The organism is Streptomyces sp. NPDC008150 (genome assembly GCF_042956945.1).
Classification (GTDB): Bacteria; Actinomycetota; Actinomycetes; order Streptomycetales; family Streptomycetaceae; genus Streptomyces.
On record NZ_JBIBHJ010000025.1, the window covers coordinates 1 to 14,904 of the forward strand.

A 14,904-nucleotide genomic window follows, 5' to 3' on the forward strand; every position below is an offset into this window, starting at 1 on the left:
ATACACAGCAACACTCGCGATCCCCGCGTCCCGGCAGGCCCGGGCCACACGGACAGCGATTTCGCCACGGTTGGCGATGAGCACCTTGCGCACGAATCGGCCTCTTCCCTCGTTCGTCGCTTTCCCGTCGCGCCGCGGTACCGCGGACGCCCGTCCAGGATCCCGCAGGACGCTCAGACGTCGCCCAGGCGGAACCCGACGCCCCTGACGGTCACGATCCAGTCGGCGGAACCGAGCTTGCCGCGCAGACTGCTGATGTGCGTGTCGACGGTGCGGCGGGACCAGGTGTCCTGCCAGACCCGCTCCATGAGTTCCTTGCGCGACACCACGGTGTCCCGGTGAAGCGCGAGGTGGTAGAGCAGGTCGAACTCCTTGCGCGTCACCTCGACCAGCCGGTCGGCGACGTGGACCTGCCGGGTGCTGGCGTCGACGCGCAGCTGTCCCTGGGAGATCGTCCGGGCGACCGGCTGCTCCTGGCGGCGCAGCCGCCGCATCACCGCGTCCATCCGGGCCATCAGTTCGCGGAATCCGTAGGGCTTGGCCAGGAAGTCGTCGGCACCCGCCTGGAGGGCGAGGACACAGTCGAGTTCGCTGCCCTGAGCGGTGACGGCGATGATCGGGACGTCGCACACGGCCCGCACCTTCCGGCAGAACTCCAGACCGTCCAGGTCCGGGAGTTCGAGGTTGACGAGGACCATGTCCTTGTCCTCGAAGGCGCTCAGCGCCTTGGCGCCGGTCCCCACCCGCGCGACACCGTGGCCGTTCCGGCTGAGGCCGCGGATCAGCGTGTCCGCCTCGCCCTCGGCACTCTCGACCACGAGAACCCGCCAGCCCTCCGACGGACCGCTGTCCCGTTGGTCGCCCCCTGACGCCACGGACACGTCGTCGCCGGGCGCTTCACCTATGTGAGGCTCCATCAGTTCTGTCGTGCCATAACGCATCTTCTTCCCGTTCGCTGGTCCAGTGAGTACCGCAGAGTGGGATCCGAATGGCGTCAATCTACAAACCAGCATGCCGGTTTGTCAAAGCCGCTGGCAGTCGGAACAGAGCCGGCCGATCACCCGCACGACGCGACCACACCACCCGCACGAACGGGAGGACGGGGCCGCCGCCGAGGGCGAAAACCCGCAGGCCGCACGCCTGTTGAGACGAGGCTCTTGCCGCGCATGCCCCGTCCCGGGCAAATCAAGTCCCCAACATGCCCTGTTTCTGGGCGACTTGTAGATCAGCAATGCGCCTCTGTCGCCAACAACGGCGTACGGCAACCGATTTGCGGTCAATTCATGCGCGCAGAGATGACGAAACACCCCGCTTACCTGAAGACGTGGTCCTCTTAACCCCGCTTTTCGGAAACGGCTCCTCCGGTTTCCTTCTCGCCGCGTCGGCACCGTCACCCGCTCCGCCACACCCCGCCCGCCCGGAGCCCTGCGGGGCGACCCCGGCTTCAGGCCGGAAGGCGGCCTTCCGGCCGATCCGCGCGTCAACACGGCTCCAAAACAGGCATGTTGGTTTTATTATCGAGGAAACAGTCGGCCGCGGCCGCCCGTCGTCGCCACGCGTCCGTGCCGGCCCGCGCACCGCGCACCGCGCACCGCGCACCGCGCACCGGCGGAGAGGACAGTCTCCCGATGAGCACGAAGCAGGACCGCGCCATACGCACGCGTGACGCCCTGATCGAGGCCGCGGCCCGTGTGTTCGAAGCGTCCGACTACACGGAGTCGAGGCTGGACGTCATCAGCCGCGCCGCCGGGGTGAGCCGCGGCGCGCTGTCGTTCCACTTCGCCGGCAAGGCCGAAGTTGCCGAGGCGGTCGAGGAGTTGGCCGTCGCGGCGCTGACGGCGGCGGTCGAGACGGCCTGCCGGAAACCCGACAGCGCGCTCCAGGCCCTGGTCGACTCCACGCACGCCCTGGCCCGCCTCGTCCGCGACGATCACGTGGTGCGCGGCGGCCTGCGCCTCAACTGCGACGCGGCCCACCGCTCCTGCGCCAGCCTGCGCCTGTCGTGGGAGCGCCGGGTACGGGCCCTGATGACCCGGGCGGCCGCCGCGGGCGAACTGAGCGCCCACGCCGCCCGCCACCCCACCGCCGACGTGATCGTGGCCGCCACCGCCGGCTACCAGGTGCTGGGCGTGCGCGAGGAGGCGTGGCTGAGCAGCGCGGCGCTCACGGGCTTCTGGGACTGCCTGCTGCCCCGCCTCGCCCACCCCGACCTGGTGGCACGCCTGTATCCGGGCGGCACCCCGCCGGGCCGCGAGGAGGGCGGCCCCGACGGCGCGGGCGCCGGACCGCGCATCTCTCCCGCCTCCTGCGCGTGAGGCGTCTCGTCGGCCAACAGGATTGCGCCGTAAGGAAGTTCCAGGAAGCTCTAGGACTTCTTGAACGCTTCCGCGTGGTCGAGGGCCCAGCTCCGGTAGTCCCCGCAGGGCCGTCCCAGGAGCCGTGCCAGTGCCGGGTCGACGTCCTGCTTCGCCCCCTCCCGCTGGCGTCGCGCGCTCTCCCACAGCGCCTCCGCGACCGGGGCGGGGTAACGCCGGTTCAGGGCCGCGACGGCGTCGGCCGCGTCCTGCCGCTCGCAGCGCAGTTCGCGTCCCAGCACCCGCGCCAGCACCTCGGTCTGCTCCGCGGCGGAGAGGGCTTCGGGCCCGGTGAGCACATAGGCACGCTGCCCGTGCCCCGGTTCGGTGAGCACGCGTACCGCCGCGCCGGCCACGTCCCGCGGGTCGACGCAGGCGTTGCGGGAGTGGGGATGAGGTACCCGCACGGTGTCCTCCTCGGCGACGGACCGCGCCCAGGAGAGGGTGTTGGACATGAACGCCCGCGGTCTCAGCAGGGTCCACTCCATGCCGCCGGAGCGCACGGCGCGCTCGGCGCGGCGCTGCCAGGACGTGACGAGGTCGACCGCGAGGGGGTCGGTGACGGCCGCCGCCGACAGCTTCACCACCCGCCGCACTCCGGCCGCGCGAGCGGCCTCCAGGACCGTCGTGTCGTGCTCGCGCAGCGGGTTCGCCGTGACCAGGAAGACAGCGCGGACGCCCGCCATCGCGCGGGCGACCGAGGCGGCGTCCTCGTAGTCGGCCCGCACGTGTTCGGCCTGCGGGACACCGGCGCTCTCCGGGCGGCGCGACATCAGGCGGACCGGGAACCGGGGTGCGAGCAGCCGGGCCACCTCGGCGCCGACGGTGCCGGTGGCACCGGTGACCAGCATCATCGCGTCCTCCGCGTCGCCGGGTCCGGGTGGGTCGGTCGCCGCCGGGGTGCCGGGGCGGTGGTCGGGCAGGGCACCGGGTCACCTCACCGCGGCGGGCCGGGCGGGAGCCGCGGTGTCCCCGCGCACGACGGTGCCGGCGAAGGCGCAGTCGAAGACCGTGCCGCCGCCCTGTGCCGCCACGACGTGCACCGCCGTCTCCGCCGTGCCGGCGGCCCGGCCGTCCGTGCGGGTGTCCGGGGCCGCCGTCAGGACGCAGGGTTCGTCCAGCTCGGCGTAGCGGTGGAAGACGATGTGCCCGCCGGTCACGGCGAGGCGGTGGGGGGCGGTGGCGGCCGTGGCCGCCTGTCGGGCGGCCTCCAGCAGGAGCATGCCGGGGACGTGGTCGGCGGGCCGCTGGAAGAGCGTCCGGTGCTCGGTGTTGACGCGCAGAAGCCAGGCGCGGTCGTCGGGACCGGGTGCCAGCAGGACGTCCCGCTCCTCGGCACGCCCCACGCGGCGCGGTTCGAGCAGCGGGCCGGCCCGGGTCACGTGCGCCACCGCGGCGCGTCCCTCCCTGAGCCGGCGGTAGACGCGCGGGCTGCAGAACCGGGTGCGGGCGCGGCCGGTGGCCGCGACGGCGGAGCCGTGCCGCAGCACCCACTCGTAGCTCATCGCGCACGGCCGGCCGGCGCTGCTCCGCACGTCCCCGACGCGTATCTCCAGCACCGTGCGGACGGGCCCCGGACCCGGCGGAGGGCCGACGGGCGGGCTGCGGAACTCCAGCTCCTGGAGCATGAAGTGGTGGTCGAGGGGGACACCCAGGGCCGCGTGGCTGACCAGGATCGACGAGTGCCGCATGGACTCCACCAGGAGCAACGGGTCGAGGTCGCCGAGCGGGGTGGGCGGGTAGAAGTCGTGGTCGTACGGTAACCGCAGTTCGACCAGGTAGGTACCGGCTGACGGCGACGCCCAGCCGGCGACGAACATGTCCTCCGTCCTGGCTCGATGGGTCAACTTCATGACGTCGGACGGGAGTTCACTGATCATTTTTGCTGTCATGCGGGCGCAACCTCCTGCAGGGCGGGCGATCGGCGGCAAGGCGAGCATCGATAAAAATACAAACCGGACGGCTTCTTTTCAACGGGGCCTCCCCCTACGATCAACCGTGCCCAGTCCGCGCGATCAGGAGGTCATGCCGTGGCCCAGGAACGAGCCGTCCGCACCCGCCGGGCCATCCTCGAAGCGGCCGCCAACACCTTCACCCGACGGGGACTGGAGGCCGCGACCATCGCGGAGATCCTCAAGGAGGCCGAGGTGACCAAGGGCGCGCTGTACTTCCACTTCACCTCGAAGGAGGCCCTCGCCCAGGCCGTGCTCAGCGAACCCACACGCGACATCGTCGTGCCGACGCACCCGGTCAAGATCCAGGAACTCATCGACACCGCCCTGGTGCACGCCTTCCAGATCCGTACCGACCCGATCGTCCGGGCCGCCGTCCACCTCTCGCTGGACCAGCACGCCCGGAGCATCGACCGCAGCGGTCCGTTCCTGCGCTGGCGCGAGGCGTCCCTGCGGCTGCTGCGTGCCGCCAAGGACCAGAACGAACTCCTCGCGCACATCGACCCGGTGGAGCTGGCCGACATCTACGTCGGCACCTTCGCCGGCATCCAGTCCATGTCGCAGGTCCTGAGCGGGTACGCCGACCTGGAGATCCGGATCGCCTCTCTGCAACGGCACTTGATGCCCTCGATCTGCGTTCCCGCCCTGCTCACCCAGCTCGACTTCGCACCCGAGCGCGGCGCGCGCCTCAGCGGCAGGGCACCGTCCGAGCAGCCGGGCACGCTGGTGTCCTGAACCGCCCCGCCCGGCGGGTCAGCCGGGCGGGCCGAACCAGCGTTCCAGGGCCGCGTCCAGCTCGCCGCACTCGGGGGTCCAGGCCACGTGCCCGTCCGGGCGCAGCACCAGGGCGCCGGTGTCCAGCGGCGTCGCGACCCGGACGGTCCGCACGTCCGGCCACCTCTTCGCCTGCGCGCCGGTGCCCCACGTCCCCTCTCCCTCGATCAGCACGGGCCCCCCGGACCGCAGCAGTCCGGCGACCGTCGTCGTGGTCCGCGAGCCGTCCTCGTGGCACACGGTCAGCCGCCGCTCGGGCCAGAAGACACCCTCGGCGCCGCACGGGCGTCCGCAGCGGGGCGGGCAGACGAGGTCCTGCCCGCTGATCCGGCCGGCCACCTGGGCCTGCGCCTCGGGAACGGCCATCAGCTCGGTGAACTGGCCGCACAGCGCGAGCTGTTCGCGCCCCTCGCGCATGAGGCCCAACTGCGCGCGGGTGTACTCCACCACGTGCAGGGCGGCGGGCCGGCGTTCCGCCTCGTAGGTGTCGAGGAGTTCTCCGGGGGCGGCGCCCGCGACCACGCGGGCCAGTTTCCAGGCGAGGTTGAGCGCGTCGAGCACACCGGCGCTCAGCCCCTGCCCGCCGATCGGGAAGTGCAGGTGCGCCGCGTCCCCGGCCAGCAGGACCCGGCCCCGCCGGTAGTGGTCGGCGACGCGGGTCACGTCGCTGAACCGCGACACGTAGGGGGCGTCGCCGAGGCGCACGCGCGTGCCGGTGATCCGGCCGAGCTGCGCCTCCAACTCGGCGGCGTCCGGCGGTGTTTCGCGCCCCTGCGGGGGCGGCCCCGACGTCTCCAGCGTGCGGATCAGCAGGGCGTCCTCCCCCGCCGCGCGCACCACGGTCCAGCCGCGCGGGGTGCGGTGCCAGCCGCGCGGCAGCACGTCGGGGGTCACCGACCGGACGAGGCCCATCATCGCGGAGACGGTGGGCGGCGACACGTCCGCGGTGATCCCGGCGAGGTCGCGGACCACGCCGCGGGCCCCGTCCGCCCCGACCAGGTAGGCGCTCCGCAGCACGCGGTCGCCGCCGGGGCCCCGGACGACGACCCGGACGCCGTCACCGGACTGCTCCAGGGCGACGACGCGGTGGCCGCGCAGCAGCACGCCGCCGCGCTCGCGCAGCCGGGCCTCGAACTCGTCCTCCAGATCGGCCTGGGAACGCTTGAGGATCGCCACCGGCTCGCCCGGCGGCACCGCTATCCGCAGCACCGGAAGGCCCGCGTAGTGGAAGGGCGCCGGATCCGGCCCCTCCCACAGTCCCGCGACGCCGTCGAGGTAGCCGCGGCGCACGAGCGACTGCACGGCGCGCGCGTGCACGGTGCCGGCCTTGGGGCGGCGGGAGACGCGCTCCAGCGGCTCTACCACGGTCACCCGTGCCCCGAACCGCGCGAGTTCGGCGGCCGCCAGCAGGCCCACGGGGCCGCCGCCGGCAACGATCACGTCCACCGGTTCCGGCCCAGCCACGTCCCCGGTCCTCCCTCTCGCACAGCGGTCCCCCGGGCCCAACACGCCCAGTCGTCAAGGCTGTTCACGCTAACCCATCGCGGGCCCGGCGGGCGGCCCGGACGCCGGCTCAGTGGGCGACCCCGATCGCGGTACCGACCGTGGCCGGGTCCTGGAGAACGGCCAGCAGCGCGTGGGCCAGGTCGGCGCGGGAGATGCTCGTGCCGCGGACCACACCCGTTCCCCGCGCGGTGCGGTACACGCCGGTGGCGGGCGTCCGGTCGGTCAGCCGCGGCGGACGCAGCACCGTCCAGTCGCGGTCGCCGCGCCGCAGTTCGTCCTCCATGACCGCCAGGTCCTTGTAGACGTTCGCGAAGACCCGGCGGACCAGCGGGGTCACCAGAACGCGCACGGGCAGCGACTCCCCCGGCGGCGTCGGCCCCACCGGCGCGGCACTCACGGCGACGATGCGCCGCACACCCGCGGCGCTCATGGCCGCCGTCGCCGCCCGTACTCCGCGCGAGCAGACGGTCGTGGGCCCGCGGCCGCGCGGTCCGAGCGCCGAGACGACCGCGTCCCGCCCCTCGACGGCCCCGGCCAGCGCCGTCGCGTCCGTCACGTCGGCGGTGACGACCCGCAGCCTCTCGCCGTCCGGCCGGAGCGCCGCGGGATCGCGGACGACGGCGGTGACGCCGTGCCCCGCGTCGAGCGCCTGACGGACCACGAGCCGACCGGTACCGCCGGTCGCCCCCAGCACAACGAGTTCCATGGCGTTCCCTCAGCTTTCCGACAGTCGCCGTCACGGGCAAGGGTGCTCGTGACGAGCTTAGGAGCTCCGGACGGGACAGGTCCGACCGGCGGGCGGTGTCCGGGGCGCGGGCGGGCCGGTCGGGCCGTGCCGTGTCTGACCTAGGATCCGGGTCATGGACGAGGACTGGTTCGAAGACCACGACGGGGAGTTGGACCCGCCCCTGACCACGCTGGTGGAGATCGTGCGGGAAGCGGCCAGAACGTGGCCCGACTGCCCGCCGGACCGCACGACCGCGATGGTCTTTCCCCCCGAACTGGACGAGGGGGACGAGGAGGACGAGGACGCTCCCTGGCCGGACGACGGCTACGCCCGTTACGACGCGGCCTTCGACGAACGCGAGGCGAGGGGCACGACCGTCGTGAGCCTTCTGGTGGACATCGTCGACGAGCGGGACAACCTCCTCGTCAAGGTGCTCGGGGCCACCGTCGCGGGCGACTGGATGCTGTGCAGCGAACGCGACGTGCGGACTCTGCGGCCCGTACCGAGCCAGGAGGTGACACCGTTGGAGACCACCGGCACTCCCGAGGAGCTCGGACGCCTGGCCGCCGACTGGTTCACCGAGGTGATGCTCCGCCCGATGGTCGTCCGGAGTCTCGCCCCGTCCGTCTCGGAGTACTCCTTCACCACCCCGGGCCGGCCGACGCCCGGGGACCGCTGGGTCCGCAACGCTCCCGCCGAACGCTGACGGTGCCGGTGCCGGTGCCGGACGCCGTCGGTCGGTACGCGCCCCCTTGAGGAGGCGCGTACCGACCGCTTCGTGCGCCTGCGGATCACCCTGCCGGGCCCCTACTCGTCCTCCATTCCCATGGCGAATCCCAGGGCTTCACCCTCGGCGTCGAGTTCGGCGGTGGCCATCGCCTCGGCCTGCGCCTCCGCTTCCGCCTCCGCCTCGGCCCCGTCGGCACCGGCACCGCCTCTCGCCATCTGCTGCAGGGCCAGCCGGCCGTCCTTGGCCAGCCTCGCTCCGGACGCCTCGAACTGTTCCAGTTCCCTGGTCTGCTGGCAGCGGACGCAGATCTCGGCCTCCGTGTCCTTGGCGGCGTTGTGCGTCTCGGCGTACTGGAGGTCTTCCTTGGCCGATCCGTTACGGACCGCCTCCGTGTCGCAGAAGTCCTCGGCGCAGGAGGCGCCGCGTCCCTTGTTGTTCTGCTGGTAGGCGGCCCAGTAGATCATTTTCCTCTTCTCGTCCCAGGCCACGCTGATGGTGCCGAACCGCTTCAGGGCGCGGTTGCTGATCTGCCCGGACTCCTGGAGCTCCTGGAGCCGCGCGATGACCGCGGCCCGGACCTGGCGGGACGCGTCCAGGTACTGCTGGGTCTCCCACTTCTGGTTCTGGATGGCGATGGCGCCGCTCACCGTGTTCTTGCCGCTGATCGCCAGGATGTGCTTGTTGGTGCCGAAGCCGATCGCCGCGGTGAGGAGCGTCTTCCCGGCGGCGGCCAGATAGCTCGGCTTCGCCTTCGGGTTGTAGTGGGAGCAGTTGTTCTTGTTGCACAGATCCCCGAAGCCCTGCGCGTTGGCGAGGCTCTGGGAGATCGGCGTACCCCCCTTCTTCACCGGCTTGTTCATCGTCGGGTCGGCCCACCAGTTGTCCGTTCCGGTGGGGTCGAATCCGGCGAGCGGGTTGTCCGCGGCGTAGACGTACCCGTTCAGGGACTGCGGGTCGGCGGTGTCGAGCACCGGGTCGACGCTGAGGAAGCGGCCGGTGAGCGGGTCGTACTCACGGGCGCCGACGTGGGTCAGGCCGCTGTCGGGGTCGGCGGTCTTGCCGAGGAACCCCTTGTCGTCCGGCCAGGCACCGGTCCCGCCGGTGCGGGCGCCGCCGAAGACCGTGAGGTAACGCTTGGTCACCTGCTGGGTGGCCGCGTCGATGGCGAGGGTGGCGGTGCCGTGCGCGTCTCCCGCGAACCAGGTGACCGTGTCGCCGCCGCGGTTGCTGCGTTCCGCGATCGTCGTGGCGCCCGCCGTGTAGGTGCGCCGCGCCCAGTAGGAGGTGGTGCCGGTCTTCAGATGGACCTCGGTGTCACCGAGGTAGAGGACCGTGTCGCCGCCGCTGTCACGGCTGATGATCAGGGTGCCGTCGGGGTCGTACACGTGCGAGGTGGTGCTCTTCACCGTGCCCGAGGAGTTCTTCTCGGTGAGGGTGTCGAGACGGCCCTGCGGGTTCCAGGTCAGGGTCTGGGTGTCCGTGCCGTGCGGACGGCCGGTGGTCTCGCCGGCGCTGTCGTAGCCGTAGGCGGGGGTGGCGCCGGCGCACGTCGCGCCCGCCGTGGTGAGGACCGCGGTCAGTACGTGCTGCTGGGTGGTGCTGTAGCAGTACGTGCTGCCGGTGCTGGTCGTGGCGGTGCGGTCGGTCTCGGTGGAGCGCAGCCCTCCGGCGGTGTACGTGTACGAGGTCCAGTAGGGGGCGGCTCCGCCCAGGTTGGCGGCGGCGCGGCCGGAGTCGGAGCAGTCGGCCGTGGCGGGGGTCCAGGCCTCGGCCAGTCTGCGGTAACCGTCGTAGGTGAAGCACTGGTTGTCGGCGGCGCCGGTGCCGCCGAGCGTGGTCGGGTCGAAGAGGTGGGTGACGTTGCCCGCGGCGTCGTAGCCGTAATTCAGTTCCTGGAGTTCGTAGGGGTGCGTCTGGTCGGTGACGGTGGACTGGGTGAGGGCGTCGGTGCCCTCGTCGTACACGTCGGTGACGTACGCCTTGGGGGTGCCGGCGGCGTCGGAGGTCCCGAGCGTGAGTTGCTGCGGGAGGCCGTTGTCGGTGTAGGCGGCGGACAGCAGGTAGTCGCTGGTGCCCTCCACGTCGGTGGTCAGGCCCAGGCTGTCGTGGTGGGTCGTCAGGTGCTCGGCTGCCAGGCCGCCGGCGGCCGGGTCATCGACGTACTGCCGGGTGCCGTCGGTGTTGTAGTACGCCTTGGTGGTGAGGGTGCTCGCGACGGCGCCCGAGGTGACCAGCGGGTCGGTCGCCGGGAGGTCCAGCTCGGTCGAGGTCGCGTGGTAGAGGCTGTCGTAGGCCGTGACCTTCTCGGTGTACGCGCTGGTGCCGGAGTAGCTGGTGGCGGAGTCGAGCTGCCCCTTGGCCAGGGTGTCGTACGCCCAGTGGTCCAGCTTGTTCGCGTCGGTGCGGGACGTCTTCCACACGTCCGTCCTGCGGCCCAGGGTGTCGTAGCCGTAGAGCAGCGTGGTGCCGTTGGCGTCCTTGGCGGTGTCGGTCTGGTCGAGGCTGGTCCAGGTGGTGGTGGTGCTGCCCTCGTCGGGGTCGGTGGCGGAGGTCTGTCGGCCGAACAGGTCGTAGGTGTAGCCCCACTTGGCACCGTCGGGGCCGGTGACCGTCAGCGGCTTGCCGTCGGTGGTGTACGTGTACCGGGTGCTGGTGAAGGCGGCGCCGAGGCCGGCCCCGTACTGGACGTCGGCGGGACTGGAGCCCGAGTAGGTGCGCTCCTCGGTGGTGCGTCCGAGGGCGTCGACGAGGGTGCGGGTGGCGCTGCCGCCCTGGGCGGCGGTGGTGGCGGTGGAGTCGCCGGTGTACGTGGTGGTCGTGGACCAGCGCTGCTGCCCGTAGGAGAAGAAGGTGTTCGTCGTGGCACGCCCGGCGCCGTCGTACACGGTGTCGGTCTGCTTGGGTGCCCGCCCGGACTCGGCGCGCTGGTAGGTGCCGGAGGGGGCGGTGCCGTCGTGGACGTCGGTGTAGGTCTCGTAGGCGAGGCCGCGGCTGTCGTAGCGGGTGTCGGTGAGCTGCCGTCCGCCGTTCACCGACGGCGACTGTGTCTGCAACGGCCGCAGCAGCGAGTCGAAGATGCTGAAGGTCGTGGTGTAGCTGCCCGGCGCGACGAGTGACGCCGACGACGTCCAGGTCGGTTCGGTGTTGCTGACGTGGTAGGCGTACGTGTAGTTGGCGTCGTATCCGCCGCCCCGGGACTCGTTGGGCAACCAGACCGAGGTGACGCGGCCCAGGGGGTCGAAGGCGGCTTCGGTGGTCCTGCCGTTGGCGTCGTACTCCTTGACGGTGCCGCCGCGCGCGTAGTCGAGGTAGGTGTAGGAGATCTGGGACTTGGGGTTGGTGACCTGGACGCGGGTGACGGGGCCGGCGGCGGCCGGGACGTAGGCGGTCCGGGTGGTGTCGCCGGCGGCGTCGGTGAGGGTGAGGGCCCGGCCCAGCTTGGCGGTGGCGTCGTCGTAGGTGGTGGTGGAGAGGGTCTGCCAGCTCGTGGGCGCCCGCTCCCCGCCGGTGACGGCGGCCGGGTAGGCGGAGGCACGCCCGGTCCAGGTGGCCTCACCGAGGGTGGGGGTCTGGGAGGCGGTCCAGGCGGTGGCGGTGGTGTTGTCGTAGACGGTCGCGGTGTCGGAGAGGACGTCGCCGCGGGTGGTGCTGCCGGCGGGCAGGCTGAGCGCGCTCTCCGCGGTGGAGCAGGATCGGCCGGTGACGCGGGTGCGGGAGACCAGCGAGGTGAGGCCGGCCGCCGTGTTGCGCGCGTACCAGGTACGGGTGCACTGCTCGTCGCCGGTGTAGGAGGTGTCACCGGTGTCGTCGACCGCGACGGCCATGCCGTAGCCGTCGTAGGTGGTGGAGGTGGTGCGGGTGCGCCAGGTGTCGGACGCGGTCAGGTGGGTGGAGGAGTCGGTGGACGCGGTGCGCACGTAGTAGGCCGTGGCGTGCGGGGTGACGGACGTCTGGGTCGCGGTGGCCTTCGACCACGGTGTGTCGACCGTCGCGGAGACCGCCGACTGGCCGTCGTAGTCGACCTGTTCGCGGCGGAAGCCGGCGTACTGGTCGCTGTCCGTCTGCGCGGGCACGCTCAGCCCCGCCAGGCTCACACCGGGCACGGTCACCGACCGGGTGGTGCCGTCCTTGCGGCTGTCGCCGTCCATGCCCTGGAGGTAGACGCTGGTGCTCCTGGACTGCGTGCCGGCGGCGGACCCGTTCAGGGTGGTGACGGTGCGGTAGCCGCGCCAGTCGGACCAGGTGCGCTCCTTGACCGGTGTCATCGGGTCGTCGTTGTGGTGCCAGGCCGGCCCGGAGTACGTGTACGACGTCGACATGGTCTCGCCGTGCCCCGTGGGGTCGGCGGTGAGGACGTCGAGCACCCGGTACTTGCTGAACCAGTCGAGGGTCGCCTCGTCGGCGCCGTTGACGTGCCAGTACACCGGGTAGCAGCTCGTCGTGTCGTCGTCCTCGGCGGCCGGCATGGCGGAACCGCGCACGCATTCCGGCTGGGACAGCGTCACCGTGGTGATCGCGCCGGTCTCCGAGGTGACCGACTGGATGCGCGGCCGGTTCAGCGGCAGGACGTCGTCCTCGGCGCCGTCGACCCGGTTGGGGCGCATCTGGTAGGTGAACGTCACCGGCGGCAGCGTCGCGGTGCCGCCGCTCTCACCGGTGTGCCGGATGCTGTGCAGGACCAGGCTCTGGTCGGTGCTGTTGCCGATGTCGCCGGGGTCCTCGTACTGCTGCGCCAGCGTCCAGGAGTCCACGGCGGCGAAGCCGGCCGGGGACGCGGCCGCGTTCCACGCCGAGGTCTCCACCCCGGTGAGCCGCTTGCGGGTGAAGAACTCCGGGCTGTGCGCGTGGCAGGTCGCGTCCTTGGCGCAGATCGCGTCGAACGGGACGTCGGGCCAGTCGGACGCGGTGTCCTTGGTCAGCGAGGAGCAGTCGGACGCGGTGCACCGCTCGGCGTACGTGAACTGCGCCTTGTCGGAGGCGTTGGCGCTGAAGAGGGTGTCGGAGCGCTGCCCGTACAGGATGTGGTCGAGGGTGCCGCCCCGGGTGTAGGCGGCCGTGGCGGTGGTCGCGCCGTTCTGCGCGTAGTAGTTGGTCTCCGGGTTGTACCAGTACGACATCGCGTTGCCGTGCGGGTCGACGACGTAGTCGAGGTTCCACCGCCAGGCCTGGACCTCGGCGCGGCCGGAGAAGGCGGTGCCGCCGGCGTAGCCGGGCTCCCCGGAGTCGTCGCCGTAGACCGGCACGGTCCACACCGAGTCGGTGCGCTGGGTGTCCGCGCCGGGCAGCTTGTCCAGGCCGAAGACGTACTTGGTGCCGTTGCCGGTGGTGACCGTCCAGTACTCGCCGGCGCCGTCGTTGCCGCTGTCGCCCTGGTCGCCGTTGTCCGCCCCGGTGGAATGCGTGACGGTGGAGGCGTCGTCGTCCTTGAGCCGCCACTGGCCGGTCGCGTCGTCCTTGACGAGCTGGGAGGCGCTCCCGTTGAGGACGAGGCTGGCGTTGTCGTACTTCCAGCACAGGTCGTTCTTGCCGCTCTGCCCGTCGTCGTCGCAGGAGCCGTAGGAGCGTTCGACGTAGGAGTCGGAGCTGAGGTCGAAGCCCTCGCCGACCTGGCTGCCCTGGTTGTTGGTGGTGGCGGTGCGTCCGTCCACCCTGCCGGAGTCGTAGCCGAGTTCCAGCGAGGGCTGCGGGCCGGTCGCCGCCGGCGGTACCGCCATCGGGTACGACCAGGTGAAGGAGCCCGACGAGGTGCCGGCCGCCCAGGTCGCCGACGGCGACAGCGGGGTCGCGGCGTAGTCGCCGCCGCCGGTGGGCGACTCGTCGGTGGCTGCGGCCGTCACCGCGAGCACCCGCGCCGAGGAGGTACCGGCGGTCAGGGACACGTTCGCGGTGAGGGTCTGCGCGGCGGTGTCGTTGGTCGTGGCGAGCGGGGTGAGAGTGCGGCACGCGGCGGCGGCCGGGGTGGTCAGCGCGCAGGACGGCAGTTCCGCCAGGCGCAGGCGGCCGGCCCAGCCGCCGCCGTAGGCGGAGGCGAACGCCGCGTAGCCGACCTCGACGCCGGCCTTGCCGGCCCGTTCGGAGGAGACCGACAGCACGACCCCGTCGACACCGGTGGCCTTCGTCCGGGCGCGGTCGAGGGTACGGACGTCGAGGCGGCCCGCCGCGCCGTCGCGGGCGGGCACCACGGTGACCGGTACGCCGCCGGCGGTGACCCGCAGGGATCGGGCCGCCGCCGGGAGGGCGCCGGAGGCGGTGCCCCCGACGGGCCAGGCCGCGTGCTGCTGGGCGCGGGCGGCGGCGGCCCGCGCCCTGTCGTTCGCCGCGGCGTGGGCCACGACCGCGCGCTGGGCGGCGGCGCCCGGTGAAGTGACCGCCGTGGTGGGGTCGTTGTGGCCCGCGGGCAGTGCGGGTGCGCCGAGTCCGTGCGGCGCGGTGCCGGCGGCGGCCGGTACGGCCGCGGCGAGCGAACCGGTCAGCGCCAGGCACAACACGGCCACCAGCGCCGGGCGGCGGCCGTTCCCCCGGCGCGTGGGGACTGCACCGCGCGGGAGGGGACGCCTCCACCACGCGGTTCTGCTGCGAACACTCACGACTTGTCCTCCATACGGTCGGACGGCGGGCAGGGCGGCTCGGCATCCGGCCGGAGCACGCGGAGTACGGCACTCCGCGAGCCGGGGCGGGGCGCGGGGACACGGCGCGCGCCGTGCTGTTTCCGGGCGCGCGGAAGAAGGGGGGCCGCGACGGCGGAGCCCCGTGACGGGTGCGGGAATCGGGGGGTGGGGGGGGGGGGGGGCGCGGCCCCCCCCCCCGCCCCGGGGGGGGGCCGGCCCCCCCCCCCGGCCCCCCCCGCCGCGGGGCGCCCCG

10 protein-coding genes are annotated in these 14,904 nt (G+C 72.7%); 3 read left to right on the forward strand and 7 right to left on the reverse strand.

From position 1 onward, the window contains the following. Both ACFZA0_RS36620 and ACFZA0_RS36625 read right to left on the reverse strand, forming a co-directional pair. Positions 1 to 93, reverse strand: a 93-nt coding sequence (locus tag ACFZA0_RS36620) for a biotin carboxylase N-terminal domain-containing protein (protein ID WP_280842533.1), incomplete at its 3' end; no start/stop codon positions are given. Positions 94 to 173: 80 nt separating this feature from the next. Beyond that, positions 174 to 917 carry a winged helix-turn-helix domain-containing protein gene (locus ACFZA0_RS36625; protein WP_391025067.1) on the reverse strand — a complete coding sequence of 248 codons (744 nt, stop codon included), beginning with the start codon at positions 915 to 917 and terminating at the stop codon, positions 174 to 176. 711 nt (positions 918 to 1,628) lie between these two features. On the opposite strand from ACFZA0_RS36625, the gene ACFZA0_RS36630 reads away from it, so the two are divergent. Next, a complete protein-coding gene (locus ACFZA0_RS36630) occupies positions 1,629 to 2,315 on the forward strand; it encodes a ScbR family autoregulator-binding transcription factor (protein ID WP_391025069.1) in 687 nt (228 codons plus the stop codon). A 50-nt stretch (positions 2,316 to 2,365) separates the two neighbouring features. On the opposite strand, the gene ACFZA0_RS36635 is transcribed toward ACFZA0_RS36630, so the two are convergent. Further along, positions 2,366 to 3,208: an NAD(P)H-binding protein gene (locus ACFZA0_RS36635; RefSeq protein ID WP_391025071.1), complete on the reverse strand. Its 843-nt coding sequence runs from the start codon at positions 3,206 to 3,208 to the stop codon at positions 2,366 to 2,368. A 78-nt stretch (positions 3,209 to 3,286) separates the two neighbouring features. Continuing rightward, entirely contained in the window at positions 3,287 to 4,246 is a 960-nt protein-coding gene (locus ACFZA0_RS36640; protein ID WP_391025073.1) for a ScbA/BarX family gamma-butyrolactone biosynthesis protein, read from the reverse strand. A 138-nt stretch (positions 4,247 to 4,384) separates the two neighbouring features. On the opposite strand from ACFZA0_RS36640, the gene ACFZA0_RS36645 reads away from it, so the two are divergent. After that, positions 4,385 to 5,041, forward strand: a complete 657-nt coding sequence (locus ACFZA0_RS36645) for a ScbR family autoregulator-binding transcription factor (protein WP_391025075.1) — start codon at positions 4,385 to 4,387, stop codon at positions 5,039 to 5,041. Positions 5,042 to 5,059: 18 nt separating this feature from the next. Here the strand turns inward: ACFZA0_RS36645 and ACFZA0_RS36650 are convergent, their stop codons facing one another. Both ACFZA0_RS36650 and ACFZA0_RS36655 read right to left on the reverse strand, forming a co-directional pair. Next, positions 5,060 to 6,544, reverse strand: a complete 1,485-nt coding sequence (locus ACFZA0_RS36650; RefSeq protein WP_391025077.1) for an FAD-dependent monooxygenase — start codon at positions 6,542 to 6,544, stop codon at positions 5,060 to 5,062. 109 nt (positions 6,545 to 6,653) lie between these two features. Beyond that, positions 6,654 to 7,292 carry an NAD(P)H-binding protein gene (locus ACFZA0_RS36655; protein WP_391025079.1) on the reverse strand — a complete coding sequence of 213 codons (639 nt, stop codon included), beginning with the start codon at positions 7,290 to 7,292 and terminating at the stop codon, positions 6,654 to 6,656. A 154-nt stretch (positions 7,293 to 7,446) separates the two neighbouring features. Between ACFZA0_RS36655 and ACFZA0_RS36660 the strand changes: the two genes are divergently transcribed. Next, positions 7,447 to 8,019, forward strand: a complete 573-nt coding sequence (locus ACFZA0_RS36660; RefSeq protein ID WP_391025081.1) for a hypothetical protein — start codon at positions 7,447 to 7,449, stop codon at positions 8,017 to 8,019. Positions 8,020 to 8,120: 101 nt separating this feature from the next. Here ACFZA0_RS36660 and ACFZA0_RS36665 read toward each other — a convergent pair whose 3' ends face one another. Then, positions 8,121 to 14,537: an RHS repeat-associated core domain-containing protein gene (locus ACFZA0_RS36665; protein ID WP_391025083.1), complete on the reverse strand. Its 6,417-nt coding sequence runs from the start codon at positions 14,535 to 14,537 to the stop codon at positions 8,121 to 8,123. Positions 14,538 to 14,904: the final 367 nt, after the last annotated feature.